This window comes from Streptomyces sp. NPDC028368 (assembly GCF_055565615.1).
Genome location: NZ_JBVHTY010000024.1, coordinates 1 through 16,175, shown reverse-complemented (window position 1 = coordinate 16,175; position 16,175 = coordinate 1). Strand labels below are relative to the sequence as shown.

The 16,175-nt window shown below is 68.6% G+C and carries 19 protein-coding genes and 2 pseudogenes; 7 read left to right on the top strand and 14 right to left on the bottom strand.

From position 1 onward, the window contains the following. The first annotated feature begins 74 nt into the window (after window positions 1-74). Window positions 75-650, top strand: coding sequence for an AMIN-like domain-containing (lipo)protein (locus ACZ4S3_RS36670; RefSeq protein ID WP_467942702.1), 576 nt, complete (start codon window positions 75-77; stop codon window positions 648-650). Between the two features lie 134 nt (window positions 651-784). Further along, window positions 785-1,555: a L,D-transpeptidase family protein gene (locus tag ACZ4S3_RS36665; RefSeq protein ID WP_467942700.1), complete on the top strand. Its 771-nt coding sequence runs from the start codon at window positions 785-787 to the stop codon at window positions 1,553-1,555. 65 nt (window positions 1,556-1,620) lie between these two features. Here ACZ4S3_RS36665 and ACZ4S3_RS36660 read toward each other — a convergent pair whose 3' ends face one another. From ACZ4S3_RS36660 to ACZ4S3_RS36620, 9 genes are all read right to left on the bottom strand, one after another. Beyond that, window positions 1,621-2,019 carry a thiol-disulfide oxidoreductase DCC family protein gene (locus ACZ4S3_RS36660; RefSeq protein ID WP_467942698.1) on the bottom strand — a complete coding sequence of 133 codons (399 nt, stop codon included), beginning with the start codon at window positions 2,017-2,019 and terminating at the stop codon, window positions 1,621-1,623. A gap of 174 nt (window positions 2,020-2,193) precedes the next feature. Then, window positions 2,194-2,697 (bottom strand): hypothetical protein, encoded by a 504-nt coding sequence (locus ACZ4S3_RS36655; protein ID WP_467942696.1) that lies wholly within the window; start codon window positions 2,695-2,697, stop codon window positions 2,194-2,196. Between the two features lie 157 nt (window positions 2,698-2,854). Next, window positions 2,855-4,669: a TIGR03767 family metallophosphoesterase gene (locus ACZ4S3_RS36650; RefSeq protein ID WP_467942694.1), complete on the bottom strand. Its 1,815-nt coding sequence runs from the start codon at window positions 4,667-4,669 to the stop codon at window positions 2,855-2,857. A gap of 384 nt (window positions 4,670-5,053) precedes the next feature. Further along, window positions 5,054-5,713 carry a guanitoxin biosynthesis heme-dependent pre-guanitoxin N-hydroxylase GntA gene (gene gntA, locus ACZ4S3_RS36645; protein ID WP_467942692.1) on the bottom strand — a complete coding sequence of 220 codons (660 nt, stop codon included), beginning with the start codon at window positions 5,711-5,713 and terminating at the stop codon, window positions 5,054-5,056. Between the two features lie 338 nt (window positions 5,714-6,051). After that, on the bottom strand, window positions 6,052-6,258 hold the full coding sequence (locus tag ACZ4S3_RS36640) for a ferredoxin (protein ID WP_467942690.1): 207 nt from the start codon (window positions 6,256-6,258) through the stop codon (window positions 6,052-6,054). Between the two features lie 4 nt (window positions 6,259-6,262). After that, complete coding sequence (locus tag ACZ4S3_RS36635) at window positions 6,263-7,516, bottom strand: cytochrome P450 (RefSeq protein ID WP_467942688.1); 1,254 nt, start codon at window positions 7,514-7,516, stop codon at window positions 6,263-6,265. A gap of 202 nt (window positions 7,517-7,718) precedes the next feature. Further along, on the bottom strand, window positions 7,719-8,516 hold the full coding sequence (locus ACZ4S3_RS36630) for an ABC transporter permease (RefSeq protein WP_467942686.1): 798 nt from the start codon (window positions 8,514-8,516) through the stop codon (window positions 7,719-7,721). Continuing rightward, the gene (locus tag ACZ4S3_RS36625; protein ID WP_467942851.1) at window positions 8,513-9,505 is read right to left on the bottom strand and encodes an ATP-binding cassette domain-containing protein; all 993 of its coding nucleotides are present in this window, start codon (window positions 9,503-9,505) and stop codon (window positions 8,513-8,515) included. The genes ACZ4S3_RS36630 and ACZ4S3_RS36625 overlap by 4 nt, the downstream gene beginning before the upstream one ends. 417 nt (window positions 9,506-9,922) lie before the next feature. After that, a complete protein-coding gene (locus tag ACZ4S3_RS36620) occupies window positions 9,923-10,486 on the bottom strand; it encodes a hypothetical protein (RefSeq protein ID WP_467942684.1) in 564 nt (187 codons plus the stop codon). A 690-nt stretch (window positions 10,487-11,176) separates the two neighbouring features. On the opposite strand from ACZ4S3_RS36620, the gene ACZ4S3_RS36615 reads away from it, so the two are divergent. The 3 genes from ACZ4S3_RS36615 (at window position 11,177) to ACZ4S3_RS36605 (ending at window position 12,749) form a co-directional block, all read left to right on the top strand. Next, a complete protein-coding gene (locus ACZ4S3_RS36615) occupies window positions 11,177-11,434 on the top strand; it encodes a hypothetical protein (RefSeq protein WP_467942682.1) in 258 nt (85 codons plus the stop codon). Between the two features lie 20 nt (window positions 11,435-11,454). Continuing rightward, complete coding sequence (locus tag ACZ4S3_RS36610; RefSeq protein WP_467942680.1) at window positions 11,455-11,748, top strand: hypothetical protein; 294 nt, start codon at window positions 11,455-11,457, stop codon at window positions 11,746-11,748. Window positions 11,749-12,095: 347 nt separating this feature from the next. Beyond that, on the top strand, window positions 12,096-12,749 hold the full coding sequence (locus ACZ4S3_RS36605) for a hypothetical protein (protein WP_467942679.1): 654 nt from the start codon (window positions 12,096-12,098) through the stop codon (window positions 12,747-12,749). A gap of 110 nt (window positions 12,750-12,859) precedes the next feature. Here ACZ4S3_RS36605 and ACZ4S3_RS36600 read toward each other — a convergent pair whose 3' ends face one another. Next, entirely contained in the window at window positions 12,860-13,033 is a 174-nt protein-coding gene (locus ACZ4S3_RS36600; RefSeq protein ID WP_467942677.1) for an SDR family oxidoreductase, read from the bottom strand. Between the two features lie 57 nt (window positions 13,034-13,090). Here ACZ4S3_RS36600 and ACZ4S3_RS36595 point away from each other — a divergent pair, with 57 nt between their 5' ends. Then, window positions 13,091-13,228: a winged helix-turn-helix transcriptional regulator gene (locus ACZ4S3_RS36595; RefSeq protein ID WP_467942675.1), complete on the top strand. Its 138-nt coding sequence runs from the start codon at window positions 13,091-13,093 to the stop codon at window positions 13,226-13,228. A gap of 325 nt (window positions 13,229-13,553) precedes the next feature. On the opposite strand, the pseudogene ACZ4S3_RS36590 reads toward ACZ4S3_RS36595, so the two are convergent. Further along, window positions 13,554-13,915 (bottom strand): annotated as a pseudogene (locus ACZ4S3_RS36590) (IS701 family transposase); the annotation flags it as partial. Window positions 13,916-14,085: 170 nt separating this feature from the next. On the opposite strand from ACZ4S3_RS36590, the gene ACZ4S3_RS36585 reads away from it, so the two are divergent. Continuing rightward, window positions 14,086-14,523, top strand: a complete 438-nt coding sequence (locus tag ACZ4S3_RS36585) for a hypothetical protein (RefSeq protein WP_467942673.1) — start codon at window positions 14,086-14,088, stop codon at window positions 14,521-14,523. A 66-nt stretch (window positions 14,524-14,589) separates the two neighbouring features. On the opposite strand, the gene ACZ4S3_RS36580 is transcribed toward ACZ4S3_RS36585, so the two are convergent. The 3 genes and pseudogenes from ACZ4S3_RS36580 to ACZ4S3_RS36570 all read right to left on the bottom strand — a co-directional run. Further along, window positions 14,590-15,285, bottom strand: coding sequence for a trypsin-like serine peptidase (locus ACZ4S3_RS36580; RefSeq protein WP_467942671.1), 696 nt, complete (start codon window positions 15,283-15,285; stop codon window positions 14,590-14,592). Between the two features lie 24 nt (window positions 15,286-15,309). After that, the gene (locus tag ACZ4S3_RS36575; protein ID WP_467942669.1) at window positions 15,310-15,738 is read right to left on the bottom strand and encodes a hypothetical protein; all 429 of its coding nucleotides are present in this window, start codon (window positions 15,736-15,738) and stop codon (window positions 15,310-15,312) included. Window positions 15,739-15,876: 138 nt separating this feature from the next. Beyond that, a pseudogene (locus tag ACZ4S3_RS36570) lies at window positions 15,877-16,062 on the bottom strand (hypothetical protein); the annotation flags it as partial. Window positions 16,063-16,175 lie beyond the last annotated feature (113 nt).

Below are 16,175 nucleotides of genomic sequence, written 5' to 3'. Positions count from 1 at the left end.
TGTCACCCTCCCCATCCTTCCGCATGCACGTGTAATCACTTCTTCTGTACTCATTTCTTCTGTGGAGGTAAATCTTGCGACGGTTGGGAACAGCGGCCGCGGTGCTCGTGCTGGCTGCGGCCGGGTTGGCGACCACGGCCGGGGCGGCCAATGCCGCGACCGGCACGGCGGGCAAGGCCACCTCGGCCAAGGCTTGCCCGGCCGGCTGGGGCAGCGGCAACAAGTCGGCCACGGACGCCTACGCCAAGCCGCTGAAGGACATCAAGACCAGCCAGAGCGCGTGCTATGACCGCATGGTCTTCGACATCAGCGGTGCGGGTGGCAAGGTCGGCTACCACGTCGGGTATGTCGACAAGTTCTACCAGGACGGCTCCGGTGACCTCATACCGGTCAAGGGCGGCGCCATCCTGCAGGTCTTTGTGTCCGCGCCCAGCTACGACTCGTCGACCGGCAAGCAGACCTATGCCGGGAAGGCCGGGAAGCCGCTGCCGGGTGTGAATATCACGGGATACAAGACGTTCAAGGACACCAAGTTCGGGGCGAGTTTCGAGGGGCAGACCCAGGTCGGCCTGGGCACTCGGGCCAAGCTGCCGTTCCGGGTGCTGCAGTCCGGCCATCAGCTGATCGTGGACGTCGCACACTCCTGGTGATCCACCGCAAGCAAAGGGCCGCCCGGCCGCACCTGAGGTGTGGCCGGGCGGCCGGGTGGCCGAAGTGCGACGTACCCAATATTTCGGGTGGGTCCGTCTGCAACCGGCAGGAGGGGCAAATAGTCCTACCGGGTATGAAACGACTTCTGAACCTTCGCAAGCGGCGGTCCGGCGCCGGTCGCCGCGCGGGTGCGGCGCTTGCCGTCACGGCGTTGACCGTGCCCCTGACGGTGGCCTTCAGCTCCACCGCCTCCGCCGTGTCCACCACCTCCGCCGCCTCCCTCTCCTCCGCTTCCGTTTCCTCTTCCTCGTGCACCGCGGCCCGCGGCCCGTATCAGAAGCAGGCCGAGAAGTTCCTCGGGCTTCGGGTGGACGGGCGGCAGTCGGCGTCCGACTGCCGGGCGATCCGTGCCTTCCAGACCAGCCACGGCATCACCCCGAACATCGGCTATGCCGGTCCCGTCACATGGGGTGTGATGCGCGTCGTCGCCCAGCAGCAGGCTGCCGGGCACCACCCGAACAAGGCCCACAAGTGCCCGACCGGCAAAGGGCGAATAGCCTGCGTCGACCTGACCCGCCAGCTCAGCTGGATCCAGGACGGATCGAAGCTGGTGTTCGGCCCCGTCCCGGTCCGCACCGGCCGCGACGGCTATGAGACCCGCACCGGCGCCAAGAAGGTGTACTGGCGCCACCTGCACCACGTGTCGACGCTCTACCACGTGGCGATGCCGTACAGCCAGTTCTTCGACGGCGGCCAGGCGTTCCACTCCATCAGCGGCAGCGTCTGGTCGGCCCCCGGCTCGCACGGCTGCGTCAATATGCGCGGCAACGACGCCAAGAAATACTGGTCCCTGCTCAGGAATGGCGATGACGTCTACGTCTACGGCCGCAAGCCCGGCACCTGAGCCGCAAATCCCGCTACGGCGGTAAATCCGCTACGGCGGTGATTCCGCCACGACTGCTAGGGCCGTTACGGCTGCTGCGGTGTGGTGCGGGAGGCGGTGGGCAGCGCGCAGGCCGCGGTGCCGCCCGGCATGCGGTGGCGATTGTTCGCGACAAGTCTGTACAGGCCGTGGGTGGCCCAGCGTACGGGCGGAAGAGTGAGCAACGCACCCACGAGCGGCCATCCGCCGTGTGCGCTCAGCAGCAGCTTGGCGACGGCCTGCGCTCCACCGTGCACGGATCCGGCCGGTGTCACCCACAACACCTCGTGCTCGGCCCGCCGTTGACCGATCCCGAGCTTCTCCAGATCGGTGAACTGCCAGGGCGTTGCGTCACAGCGCGGGCGGAGGCGCCGTTCGGCGAACCGAACCGCGGAGGTGCAGAAAGCGCAGTCCCCGTCATAGACGAGTACGGGTTGCTTCCGCATCAGTCCGTACCTCCTCGCCCGCGCCTTCTTGCCGACCACGGCCTTGCCGACCACGACACGGCAAACGTTACCGCGCGGCATGGTGGGCCGATCAATGGGCTGCGCACTGCGGAGGCACGCCGCGGCGGGGCCGACGATCTGGGCCGGTCCCGCCGCGGTGTGCTCGGTCCCGGGTCAGCGGGCGAGCAGGTTGTGCAGGGCCATCGGCGTCACATAGCCGGGCCAGCGGCCGTCGGCGAAGAGATGCACATCGGCGTCCTGGTAGCACTGGTCGACGAGCTGGGAGCAGATCATGTGGCGGGTGCTGGCGATGTAGCGGCGCAGCCCCGGAAGCGGCAGGTGGAAGCGGTGCGCGGCGATGGCGAGGTAGTCGAGGAAGCTGTAGGGCACTCCGACGTACCGGGTCGCCGCGTCGCAGATGGCGGTGCGCTGCTGCTCGGTGAGCCCTTCCGGGCAGACGTACAGCACGTTGGCGCCGTTGTATCGGGTGAGGGGGCTGATGCGGGCCCCGCCCGGCTCGGCTTCCAGCAGCCGGTCGTCGGGCAGGACCAGGAAGGCGTGTTCGTAGTCGGCGAAGCCGTCTTTGTTGATCCACTGTCCAAAACGGATCAACTGGCCGGTGACCCCGGAAATCTGGGTGAGTCCGATGTCGCCGGGCAGGGGGTGGGTGTGCTTCATGAGCAGCTCCCGGGAGCGCAAAGGCGGATTACCAAGGGTGATACCCCGTGCCCGCTGCGTAGCACCACATCTGCCGGCGCCACATCTGCAGGCACCACATCTGCAGGCGCCACATCGGCCGGCGCCACATCTGCGGTCACCCCAAGTACGGGCCCGGTCAGGCCCGGCGCACGACAAGCTCCGTATTGCGGTCCGCCGCGGTTCCCGCCATCGCGTCGAGGACACCACCGGTCATGCCCGCGGCGAGACCAGGGGCGTTGTACGACAGCTCGCGGTAGAGGGACGCGAGACCCACGGCCGACAGGTCGTGGAAGTCCGTGCGGTGCGGTGCGGCGGATTCGATGAGGGTGGTGAACAGCGACAGGGTGCCGTCGTGGTTGTCGACGAGCTCGATCAGCCGTGCGTGCTGCGGATAGTCCACGTGTGAGGCGGTGTTGACCTCCCAGAAGGAGCGGGCGGCCGTGGGGTGGGGGTGCGGCGTGATGCGGTTGATGTGACTGTGGCCGTTGAGCCATGCGACCACGTTCGGGAACCGGCCGAGCAGCGCGATCACCTCTTCGCCGTCGTGCCGCCTCTCCTCGGTACGTGCCGCGTCCGGGCGCCGCGTCATGCTGGGGCTGTGGTGGTGGCTGAAGATCAGAACGTGCGCGTCATCGGCCCCGGAATTGCGCACCAGCCGCCCGTCCGCGTCGTAATAGCGGGAACTGTGCGCGGCCAACGTCCGCTCCAGCCAGCCGAGTTGTTCGCTGTCCAGGGACCCTTCGTAGTGGCCGCTGCGGTAGGTGGTGTCGATGCTGATGCCGATGACCCCGTCCGCGATGGCGAACGTGTAGTACATCCGCTCGCCGTCCAGGTGGTTCTCGTCGTATCCGTGTCCGGCCGGTCCCGCTCCGGCGTGGGCCGGGTCCAGGTGCGCACGCAGGTACTCGTGCGGCGTGACCATGCGCCGGCGCTCGTCCGGGGTCACGGTCCGGGCGCCGGCGGCATTGCGGCGCAGGATCTCCTTGAGCACGGTGCTCTTGGGGTCGCCGCCGCTCTGCAGTACGCGCGCGAGGGCGGCCACATCCGTATCCGGTACGGAGAACAGCTTGCGCGCCCCGGTGATGTAGTCCCGCAGTGCGGAATCCTGCGGCGCCAGACAGCCGCCCGGCAGGTCGTCGTGATTGCCGGGCGTCGAGTACCAGGGGACGCGCAGTCCGGGGCTGACCACCGGCCGCAGCGCGGCGTCCAGATAGCCGGGTATCTGCGGCAGACCGCGCCGCTTGTCCTGGTCGCGCAGGCCGTCGTCCGGATGCCAGTACATCGCCAGGCCGGAGTTCTGCACGCCTTCGTACGCTGTCGGGTCACCGGTGTTGGGCGTGATGCGGCCACCGCTCATGAGGGTGAGGAACCACTCCAGCTCCACCGCGGAGTGGTTGTCGATGTTGTCCCCGGTGGACATGACGAACGCCGGGGGCCGACCGGTGTGCGGACCGCCGCCGAGCGCGTTGACCTGCTCGACAAGTGACACGGAGCCGGCCACCGACAGCGCCTCCTGCGCCCGCCACGACCCCGCCGACCCGGCGCGCAGGAACTCGGTACGCAAAGGACTTTGGACATCGGCCACATGCAGATCGGTGAACTGTACGAAGCACGCCAGCGCCGTCCGCCGGTCCTGGCGCCCGCTTCGGGCAGTGGCGAGCTCGGGCCGGACGACCATCGGCCAACCGGGGCCGGAGACGATGCGCCGATAGCCGCCGCTGCCGGCGAGGCGCGCCGTTGTCTCCAGGGTCGTGGCCCCGTACGGAGCCGCTCGCCCGGCGCCAGGGGCTGCCGGCGACAGCCGGGGGCCGGACTGCGCGGGCGGGGTGTCCGCAGCCGCACTCACGCGGCGCTGGCCCGGCAGCACCAATGCGGCCCCGGTCCCGGCGACGGCGGCGCCGGAGGTGAGAAGGAATCGACGACGGTTGGTGGGGGTTTCGATACCGGCCATGAGGCCCTCCGTGCCGCGACCGGAGGGCCGGCCACAGCGGTGTCACCAAGCGGAACATCTCCTTCCGAAATCGTGTGCGGTGAGCGTGGCCAGAACCTGAACGGGGCCGGAATGGTCCACACCCATCACCTGTCAGAACGGACGTGCCGATCGGATGACTGTCGGCCTGCTGCCGGACTTGATCCACGGGGGCCGCGCCGGCGACGCCCGGGGGCACAGCCCGCCGGTCCGCCTGCCCCGGGCCCCTGCTCGCCGTCTACTCGGCCGCTACGCCGGCCTCACCGCGGGCTCCTGCCCCCTGCCCCCTGCCCCGGGCACCGGCCCGCCAGGCGGCATCCTCGTACGGTCGGCCGGGTCTGCAGCTCCCGCGCGGCGCCGCCGGGCTCAGACCCGAGCGGAGAAGGGGCACGCCCAATCGGCCGGCTTGCGGCGGCCCGAATAGCGTCGGGCCTCGGAGAGCATCTCGTATTCCACGAGGTTGGGATTGATATTGCCCTGCAGCTCGATGTCCTGCTTGCGGATCTTCTCCTGCAGCCGGTCCCACAGGCCGGCGGCCTTTATTCGGTCGAACTGGGCGTGGGAATTGAAGGCGAGCATCGGGAAGGGCGGGCGGCGGCCGATACGGCTGTGTGTCTCGTGCAGCCCGATCACAAAGAACGGGTGCCCGGCGACGCTGTACGCGAAAGCGCCGGACGACGGATCCTGGTCGTAGCCATCGGCCCAGGCGTGCGTGCGGCTGTCATGATCGTGTACGGCCTGCAGCTGCCGCCACATCAGCCGTTCGAACTCGACCTCCGAGACCATCAGCGGGCCCGAGAAGGTGGCCACAAAGCTCGTGAAGGGCTTGGCGCTCCAGTCCACCGCCGCCACGTACGCCTGCAGATCAGCGGCCATCTGCTGGGCCGACACGTCGTCCCCGAACGATGTGTAATGGCAATGGGTGATCCCGCCCTGCCGCCAGGCCGAACGGCCGGCCAGGCAAGGAAACGAGTCGCCGAGCAGGAACTGCCCGACTTCAGTGGCGGCGGAGACGTCAACCGTCATGTTCGCGAGACCTTTGGTAAGGGGAACTACCCGGGGTGGGGACCACGGCAGTCAAGATCGGACATGGCCATTTCGTCAAGCCACGGCCGTGACACCACCCCTACGACCGCCCTCGTGGTCGCTGAGGGTTGCGACGGGATGCGGTGCACGTAATCGAGGGCACGGTCGCCGGTGAGTACGAGGCAGTGCCCGGCGTGGGCCGCCGGATGCCGGCCGTCATGCCGGGTCCTACGGGTCCTACGGGCACTCCGGGTCCCCGGGTCCCGGGTCCTCCTGCTCCTCCGGGTCCGCCTGGGACAGCCGCCCGACCAGCGGGCGGCTGTCCCCTCACGGCGCTCTCAGTTGGCGTCCTGCTCGACGATGGCGATCGCCGCGGCGGGGCATAACCCGGCGGCCTCGCGGGCGGCTGTGCGGTGCTGGTGCGGCGGCTGGGGTTGCAGGAGCACTATCCGGCCGTCCTCGGTGTCCTGATCGAACACTTCGGGGGCGGTCAGTGCGCACATACCGGCGCTGACGCAGCGGTCGCGGTCGATGCTGAGTTTCACCGGGTTACTCCTTGTCCCAGGTGACCGGGAGCTTGCGCACGCCGTAGATGTTCATGTTGGTGCGCAGGGGCACGTCCTCGGGTGGGACGGCCAGGCGGAGGGTCGGGAAGCGGGTCAGGAGCGCGGGAAGGGCGACGCGCATCTCGACGCGGGCCAGCTGCTGGCCCAGGCACTGATGGATGCCGTGGCCGAAGCCCAGGTGTCCGGTGGCCTTGCGGTGCAGATCGAGGACGTCGGGGTCGTCGAAGCGCGCCGGGTCACGGTTGGCGGCCTGGAGCGAGAGGGTGACCGTCTCGCCGGCCTTGATCAGCCGACCGTTCAGCTCGACGTCTTCCAGCGCTGACCGCGCCCCGGGGTCGGCGATGCTCAGGTAGCGCATCAGCTCCTCGACGGCCTGGTCGGCAAGATCCGGATCGCTGCGCAGGGCGGCGAGCTGGTCCGGGTTGCTCAGCAGCGCGAAGGTACCGTGCGCGAGCATGTTGGCCGTGGTGTCGAGACCGGCGGCCAGCAGGAGGCCTCCGATGCCCGTGAGCTCCTCATCGGTGAGGTCGCTGCTGGTCAGGTCGCTGAGCAGGTCGTCGGTGGGCTCGGCGCGCTTGGCCGCCACCAGCTCGTGCAGGTACTCCTGAAGCGCGGTCATCGCGGCGTACTGCTGATCCTGGCTGGAGCCCTGGGTGAGCAACGTCGTCGTATGACGCTGGAAGATCTCCCGGTCGGCGTAGGGCACACCCAGCAGTTCGCAGATCATCAGCGCGGGGATGGGCTGGGCGTACGCCTCGACCAGGTCCACCGGCCCGCCCTGGCGCTCCATGGCGTCGAGGTGGTCGGCGGTGATCTGCTCGACGCGTTCGGTGAGCGCGCGCATCCGGCGGACGGTGAACTTGCCCATGAGCAGCCGCCGGTAGCGGGTGTGCTCGGGGGCGTCCATACCGGTCATGTCGCCGACCGGAGCCGGGGGCAGTTCGCCGATGTCGGCGAGCGGGTGATGCATGAGCTCCTGCCGCGAGCTGAAGCGGGGATCGGCGAGTATCGCCCGGACCACGGAGTGCCCGGTGGCCAGCCAGCCCGCGTGCCCGTCTGGGTAGCGCATCCGGATGAGCGGCTGCTGTTCGCGCAGCTGCGCCAGCTCGGCGGGCGGGTCGAAGGGACAGTCCGTGGGGCGGGCCGTCGGCAGTGACACCGGCTCGGAGCGCGGCGCTGCTTGCCGGGTGGCCGGCTCTGTTGAGTTGGTTGAGTCGGTCGACGGTTCGTAAGGCATGGTTGTCCTCGGGTGATGAATGACGTGCGGTGAACGTTGACGTGGGGTGAGCGCTGCCGTACGGAGTGACGTGGCGTGGTGGCGCGGCTTGCCGCAGCGGAGGGGGGAGTGGCTTGTTGCAGTGTCTGCGTGCGGCTTGACGCCCTACCGCTTGACGCCCTACCGCTCGGCGCTGTAGCGCTTGGTGCCGGACCGCTGCGCGCTACCGCTTCGCGCCGCGGTTGAAGGCCGTCCGGGCCCACAGGTAGCCGGCCAGGCTGAGGCCGACGCCCCAAGCGACCGCGGCGATCGCGCTGTTGCCGATCTCCGTGCCCATCAGCAGCCCCCGCAGCGTCTCGATGATCGGCGTGAAGGGCTGGTACTCGGCGAACCAGCGCAACCCGGTCGGCATCGACTCCGGCGGGACGATGGCGCTGCCGATGAAGGGGAGAAACTGCAGCGGCATGGGTATGTTGCTGGCGGTCTCGGGGTTCTTGGCCACCAGGCCGATCGCGGCCGCCAGCCAGGTGAGCGCCAGGGCGACCAGAGCGAGGAGACCGGCGGCGGCGAGCCACTCGATGGGCGTGGCGTTGGGCCTGAAGCCCATCAGGAGCGCGACGCCGATGACGAGCGCGATGCTGACCAGCGTCTGGATCACGCTGCCGACGACATGCCCGGTCAGGAACGATGCGCGGGAGATCGCCATCGTGCGGAACCGGTTGACGATGCCTTCGGTCATGTCGACGCAGACGCCGACCGCGGTGGCCAGGGCTCCGGAGGTCGCGGCCATCAGGATGATGCCGGGGGCGACGTAGTCGATGTATGCGACGCCGCCGGTGGACGTACCGCCGATGCCCGTACCCAGCGCGCCGCCGAAGACGTAGTTGAACAGGAGCAGCATCATGACGGGCATCGCGATGACCGAGATCGTCATGGAGGGGTAGCGCAGCGCGTGCTTCAGGTTGCGCCGCAGCATTGTCGCCGAGTCGCTGACGGCATAGGACAGGGTGTTGGTGGTCATCTGACGTTCTCCTTAAGGGAGTTGGTGGCCGCATCGCCGGAGCGGGGCCGGCCGGTGAGAGTGAGGAAGACGTCGTCGAGATCCGGGGTGTGCACGGTGAGCGTCTCGGCCTCGATCGAGGCGTTGTCCAGGACGTCGAGGACGGCTCGCAGGGCGGGAATGCTGCCGTCGCTGGGGATGTGCAGGGTGAGCGCTTCGCTGTCGCGCGCCGCGGAGTCGAAGAGGGCGGCGGCCGATTCGAGTCCGTACGCGTCGGGGAACCGGAGACGGATGTGGCCACCGGGGATACGGCGCTTGAGTTCCTCGGCGGTGCCTTCGGCGACCAGCTTTCCGTGGTCCAGGACCGCGATCCGGTCGGCGAGCTGGTCCGCCTCTTCCAGGTACTGCGTCGTCAGGAAGATGGTCACGCCGTCGTCGGCGACCAGGCCGCGGATGATCTCCCACATCGTGCGGCGGCTGCGTGGGTCGAGGCCGGTGGTCGGCTCGTCGAGGAAGATGATGCGAGGGTTGCCGACCAGGGTCATCGCGAGGTCGAGCTTGCGGCGCATACCGCCGGAGAAGGTGACAACGGGCTTGGCGGCCGCCTCGTCGAGGTCGAAGCGGCGCAGGAGTTCGGTCGCGCGCCGGCGGCCTTCGCGGCGGTCCAGATGGTGCAGGTTCGCCATGAGGAGCAGGTTCTCCTTGGCGGTGAGCAGGTTGTCCACCGCCGAGAACTGGCCGGTGACGCCGATCGCGCGGCGTACGGCATCGGACTGCCGGGCCAAATCGTGGCCCGCGACGTACGCCTCGCCGGCGTCGGCCGGGATGAGCGTGGAAAGGATCTCCACGGTGGTGGTCTTGCCGGCGCCGTTGGGGCCGAGCAGCCCGAAGACCGTGCCCTCCGGGATGCGCAGATCGATACCGTCCAGCACCAGCTTGTCGCCATAGGACTTGGACAACCCGACGGCTGTGATCGCCGTGGAAAGGGCGGTTGCGGTGGATGCGTGCATGGCAGCCATGTCTCTTTTCTGTTGTGGATGGTCACGTCGCTGCTGCGCGGTGGGCCTGTGGACCGGTCGCTGCTGCGCGGTGGGCCGGTAGACCAGTCGGTGCTGCGGGGGGCAGGTCAGGAGCGGCGGATCACGATGTCACCTGAAGTACGATCCGGCCGCGCTCCACTTCACCGATCCGGATGCCGCCGTTGGCGGTCTTGGCGTCGACTCCGGCCTGCGCGACGCCGACGGAGATACGGCCGTTGGCCGGCTTGCCGTGATCCGGGCGGCTCCGATGTCGAATTCGAGGGTGACGGTGATCGGGTCGGGAGTGTCGAAATCTGGCATGGCTGTCTCGTCCTCATGGCTCTGGTGTCAATTCCCGCTGGTCGGGCGGGTGATGGCAAGTGGTGCTGTGTGCGGGCCGGCCGGCCGCTAGCGGACCCAGCCGGTACGGCCCTGCCCGCCCAGGCGGCTGCCGCGGCCGGCGGGACGGCCCAGGTCGCCTGGTTCCAGGTCGCCCGGTTCCAGGGCGGTGGTGACGGCTCGTACCAGCCAGGCGTTCGCCGAGAGGCCTTCTTGCCCCGCGGCGTCCTCTACCCGGGTCTTGAGGTGGGCGGGAAGCCGGAAGTTGATGCGCGCCGTACCGCCCTCGTCGCTGTCCGAAGCAACCGGCGGCACGGGAGCTCGGACCCCACTCGGCGCGCTCTCGCGCACCTCGGTGTTCTCGTACGGCTCCTGGTACGACTCCTGGCCCGGCGGTGGCGTCACCACGAATTCGGGGTCGAGTCCGCGCAGCCGTACATCGACCGAGCCCGGCGCCAGCTCCCGGGTGATCTCGTCCATGGCGACCGACAGCGCATTCAGCAAGGCGAGCCGAGCGGCGGACTCCAGGGGCGCGGTGAGCCGCTCGGCCAGGGCGCGGGCCTCGTCCCCGCCCGCACCCGCGGCGACCGCGAGTTCGTGGCGGAGGTTGTCGACGTAGGGGGTGAGGTCCATGACGCCACTATGGCATCACTGTGGCGCCATGACAAGTCATGGTGGTGCGGGGATGGCGCCATGAGAGGGTTGATGGGGGCTTCGGTGGGCTCGGGAAGGGTCTGTGGAGGACCTGCGGGGGCGGCCTTGAGGGGGGGCTTGAGGGGGGCTTGGGTGGGGCTTGAGGGGGGCGCTCGGGTGGTGAGTGGGGCTGTGATCTGCGGTTTTACGAGGCGGGGGATGTCGGGGTGGAGTGGGGGGCGGCGGGTGATTGGGGTCGGCGGCCGCAATTTCCTCGCAGGCGCCGACATTGGCGCCATCGATGGTGCCAGTGGTGGCGCCGGCGTCGGTGCTGGCGCCTGCCCGGCGGCACGCGGTGCACGGCGCCCTTTGGCCGGCAGCCCGGCAGCCCGGCAGCCCGGCGGCGCGGCTGCACGACGCGGCGCCGCCGGCTGCGCGAGCGTCCGGCCGAAGTCGGCCTGGGTGCGTGGCGGCCGCTCGGGGGCTCGCCCTCCGGCGCCCAACTCCCGCTCCTCGTAGCCCCGGAGGGCCGGCAGGGTGAGCACGATACGTACCAGCGGTCGCCCCGATTATGCATGTGCCCGGCGTCACGTCATGGCGCGTTGACCTTCACATCAATGTGATGGTTCGAGCATGGACATCAAGCGAAACCGCAGCACACAGCACACAGCGCACACGAGGTGAGTTCTGATGGACAACCAGCTCTTCGACTACAGCCCGATCATCGAGCGTGAGGCGATCCACTGGCCGGGTGGCGCCAGGGTTGCCTTCTACGTCGGAGTGAACGTCGAGCACTACCAGGTCGACCGTCCCTCGACGAGCATCTTTCCGGGTACCGCGGGGCTGGCGCCGGATCCGTTGAACTACGGCTGGCGCGATTACGGGCCCCGGGTGGGCATCTGGCGGTTGATCAGGACTGGTCCAACGACGACCAGCCGTACCGGCTGAACGTGCCTGGAATGCTGAGCGTGCCGTATTCCATCGAGGTCAATGACATCAGCCTGTTCGTCGGCAAAAGCCTCAGTGGGCCGGACTTCGTTCAGATCGTCAAAGACCAGTTGGACCAGCTCTACGACGATTCTGCGGAGAGCGGCCGGGTGATGTCGCTGGTCCTGCACCCGTTCGTCATCAACCAGCCGTTCCGGCACAAGTACCTGGACCAGGCACTCGAGTACGTCGCGAACCACCCCGGCGTGTGGTTGACGACCAGCGACGAGATTGCCGAGCACTACGCCGGAACCACTGGCGGGGAGTCGGCATAGCGACATGACCGCGGACCGGCCTGCTGGAGCGGTAACCCACGATGTGGGAGCAGCAGCGAAGTAGTTGTTCGGGTGGGTCGGGTGGGTCGCGTACACGGGGAAAACGGGGGTGACGGGCCGAGGCGGGTGGACGGGAGGCTCCGGCACCCGGCGGCCGTATCCGGGGCCCGACCGGTGACGAGACTGTCCGGCCCCGCCCTCCCGTCCTCCCGCCCTCCCGGCCCTCCCCGCCCTCCTGGCCGGTCCCGCGCCCGGCTCCGTCGTCCAGCGATCGCTCTGGGGATCTGAGTAGTGGACTGAGTAAGAACGCTCAGGACGGAGGACGGCCGGGGCCGGATGCTGGTGCCATGACGTCACCTCTCGCCGACCCGCCGCCGCGCCCGCCCGATCTGCCGCTCCCGGCCGCCCGACCGCGGAACCGACGGGCGCTGATGGCCGGCATCGTCGCCGTACTGGTCCTCCTGGCAGTCGGCGGGACCGCCACCGCTTGGTGGCTGACGCGAGGTGACGACAAGGGTAGTTCGCCACTGGCCGGCAGGCCGCGTGTGACGGACGGGAAGGCCGGACTCTCCTACGCGATACCGGAAGGCTGGGAGAACAAGAAGCGCGACAAACTGATCGGGGCGTTCACGTCGTCGATCGCCACCAAGCGTGCCCACGACGAGGGAGGCAGTGTCGTACTCGCCGGCCGAGCCCGTAGCATTCCGCAATCCGCCCTGAAGCAGCAGGCGGAGTCCGCGGCCCGGTCGAACGCGGAGTTCTTCTACCCGGACCAAGGCGCGACGCTCGAGGAGTCCCGGGCCACGGCAGTCAGCGGCCGCCCCGCACACACCGTGGCGCTCAAGGTGAAGGACAGAAAAGGCGACACAGGCCATCTCCGCCTGACACTGATCGCCGCGGACAACAGCCACTCGGCCTTCCTCCTCGGCGTCGCCCAGCCGGCCGGGCCGAACGAGCGGAAAGAGGTCGACACGGTGCTGGAGAGCGCGACCGTAAAGTGACCGTCTCAGCCGCCCCGTTCGCAGACGCTGCGGCGCCGGCAATGGCGACCGGTGATCCGTCGTGCACCGCCCCGGACCCGAGCCCCGGCGTCGCCGTACGCGGCAGGTGATCAGGCCAGATAGCCACCGTCGATATCGAGAACGGCGCCGGTGATGAAAGACGCCTCTGGCCCGGCGAGAAACACGATCCCCGCCGCGATTTCAGCGAACCTGCCGCCGAGATAGCTCGCGGCGTTGTTGACAAGAACGTCGAGCCGCCCGAACCCGGCCGCCACGGCGTTCACAAGGCAAGTGCCCGACGACCTTCGTGTCCGGGACAGACGCCGCAATCGATGTGGTAGGTGGTAGGTGGTAGGCGCCCATTCGCTGGGCGCTGGGCGCTGAGCGACGGGGCGAAGCGGTTCAGCGAACTCAAGCGCTGCCTGGACGGCGTCAGCGAAAAGACGCTGATCCAGCACCTGCCGTCGAGCCTTGGCTGATTCGACATCATCCATAGCGCCACTGATCCCCACGGCGCCAGTGGTCTCGCCGGCTTGCTGCCGTGGGTCGGCCGAGCGGCTTCGGCCCGGCCGTTGCTGTGGCCGCCGCGTCCCCAGAACGACGTACTCCCGTCAGAAATCGTTGCCTGAGCTGATTCTTCTTCGGTAGTGGCAGTGGCGGGCAATGGCTTGGTGCTGTCTGCGCCAGAGAGACCAGTTCAGGGCATGGGTGGCTGGTGCGAGGCGGGGTGTGGGGCGAAGCAGCAGAGCGTCCAAGAGTCGGCGGACTTCTGCCACGGTGAAGCGGATGGTGCTGGTGGGGTCGTTTCTGCGGCCCCCTTTCGGTGGCCTGGGCTGCGACGGCGGCCAGGAAGGCGTGGGTGAGCATGGCCAGGGTGATGTGCCGGTACCAGCCCGGGTAGCGGCGGACTTCGTACTGGTCAAGGCCGCATTCGTGCTTCGCTGCCCGGAAGGTTCCTCGATCGCCCAGCGCGAGCCGGCGACCCGGGCCAGGTCGGCGACGCTGGTGCTGTTGGGTGCGTAGGCGAGGTAGTAGGCGATCTCGTCCGGTCGGGCCGGACTGCGGCGGGCCAACGCCCACCGCTGACGGGTGGGCCGGTCGCCGTCGAAGGCATCGATCACCGGCAGACGGGCGGCTGCCCAGTCGTAAACGCGCGGCCCTTTGGCGTTGGCCGCCATGACCCCGGCGCGAGTGTGACCGGCGGACAAGAAGAACACGAGGCCCTAACGGACCAGTACCACACCCCCGTGGTGCCGGGGCCGCAGTCATCCCCAACCACCTGGCAGACACGCCCACTTGTGGCACCGTGGGACCAGCGCGACACGAAGGGAGCACCATGAGCACAAAAGTATGGGTGACCGCAGCATCGGCGTTCCTCGTCGGCGTCGGCGCAACCCTCGCAGTCACCGCCGCGATGGACAACGACGCCACGGTGACCGTCCAGCCCGAATCAGCAGCCGCCCATGACATGCCGACAACCCGTGAGGGCCTCGTCACCGCGTGGACAACCGAACTGAAGAAGGCGGGCAAGACCAAGCCGGACGGGTGGGAGTTGCTGACCACCGGCGAGATCCGGGGCCGCTACATCCACCAGCAGTCGATGAACACCCCGAAGGGCGCCGACATCGACCCAGGGTTTGCCGGGCCGCAGCCGGGCGCCGCGTGGGCGACGCGCCAGGGGAAGACGGTCATCGTCGCGGTCGGCACAGTCCTGACGGGCGGCGCCGTGGTGTGGGCGACACGCAGGCGCAAGACCGGCACAGCCGCCCAGTAGGGCCGCACACCAAAAAGGTCCCCGCATCCGGTCGCGGATGCGGGGACCCCAGTGCTTCAGGGTGCGTCAGTTGAGTTCGTTGATCTTGTCGATCACGGAGACGGCGTTGTCCTCATGAGCCGAGGACCACATCTTGTCGCTGGCCGGGTGCCCGTTGCCGTCGTCTTCACCGTGGCTGTTCGCGCCGATGATCTGGCCGTCGGTGTTGGCCATCGGGCCGCCCGACGAGCCGTGCCCCATGTCGCAGCGCATCAGCAGCCGGTCATCCAGCGGGAACATGTCGCTGGCATCCTCGGTGTGACCGGTGCAGTAGAACTGCGTGTACCCGTCCATGTCGGTGCGCTTGTATCCGTCGCCGGGGAACCCGGAGTCGATCGCGTCGGACCAGTCCGGGCCCGACCCGAACTTGTAGCCCAGCGCGCCAACCGTATCGGTCAGGTTCGTGTACTCCGGCGGAGCGGTGACGGTGAAGGCCGCCATGTCAGCCCAGAGAAGATCCCCGTCCTCGGTCCAGCCGGTTGGTGAAACAAACGACTTGGCGACCCACTTGCCCCAGGGCGCTTGGTAGGCGGTGGGGTCGGTCGGGTTGTCGGGGTCCCTCTTGTACCCGGGGATGAACAGAACCTTGTCGTAGAACCCAGGGGCGCCGGATCCGTCGCCGGGGTGAACACAGTGACCGGCAGTCCACACGGTGTTGTTGCCGTCGGCCGCGATCGACGCGCCGCTACAGCCGTGCTCCTTGCCCTCATGGTCGACGAACAAAATCTTGCCGACGACGACGGCCGGCTACGACTGCGGGAACGGGACGGGCTCAGCGTGGGGCATCTCGGGTACGTCGGTCGCAGGAGCGACAGCGCTTCGGTTCCCACCGGCGGCGGAAGGCAGGATCCGCGGGGCCTGTGCGGTGAGGCCGAGCTGCTTGCCGGCGCCCGGGGCGGTGTCCTGCTTGGCCGCTGCTTTGGTGGCGGCCTGCTTGGCGGCGGCTGCGTTGGCGGCCTGGTCGCCCACTTCGTTGTCGACGGCGGACTTGATGCGGGCCGGGGTCCAGAAATCCCGCACGGCCTGCTCGTCGGCGCTCTGGACGCCGGTCGTCACCGGCGGCGCAGCGGCCGGAGAGGGAGCGTCGGCCGCCGTCGCGGTCGTCAGGGTCGCGGGGATCAGCGCTAACGCGAGCAGAGCAGCCGAAACCGTTCTGCGGGTGCGAGGTCTATGCACAGGTAAAGCCTTCCGGTTGATCGTCATGTCCCTGTCGCACCACGGCAGTAGAGCACGGTCACCGACCAGCAATCTATGAACTCCCTTTATGTGTCGGCGAGTTGGTGCACTCACACGGAAGACTCCGAAACCTTCTGTTCATCCAGTGACCGGCCGGTAACGTTGGATCACCAAGCGAGTAGTCGGCCAGGCCGTTTCCTTCGGATCATCGGCAGTCCAGACGTGGATGGCCGCGAGGCGGAGTGCTGCTTGGTAGATGGCGGCGGTCTTGTCGTATCGGGTGGCGAGGCCGCGCCACTGCTTGAGTCTGTTGATGCAGCGTTTTGATCCGAAGGAAACGCCCTAGTGACCTGAGTCAGAGATTCGGTGGCAGTAGGCGGCGATTTTGTCGAGGATTTCGTCGGCTGTTTTCGTCCAGGTGAAGGGTCTGGGTTGTT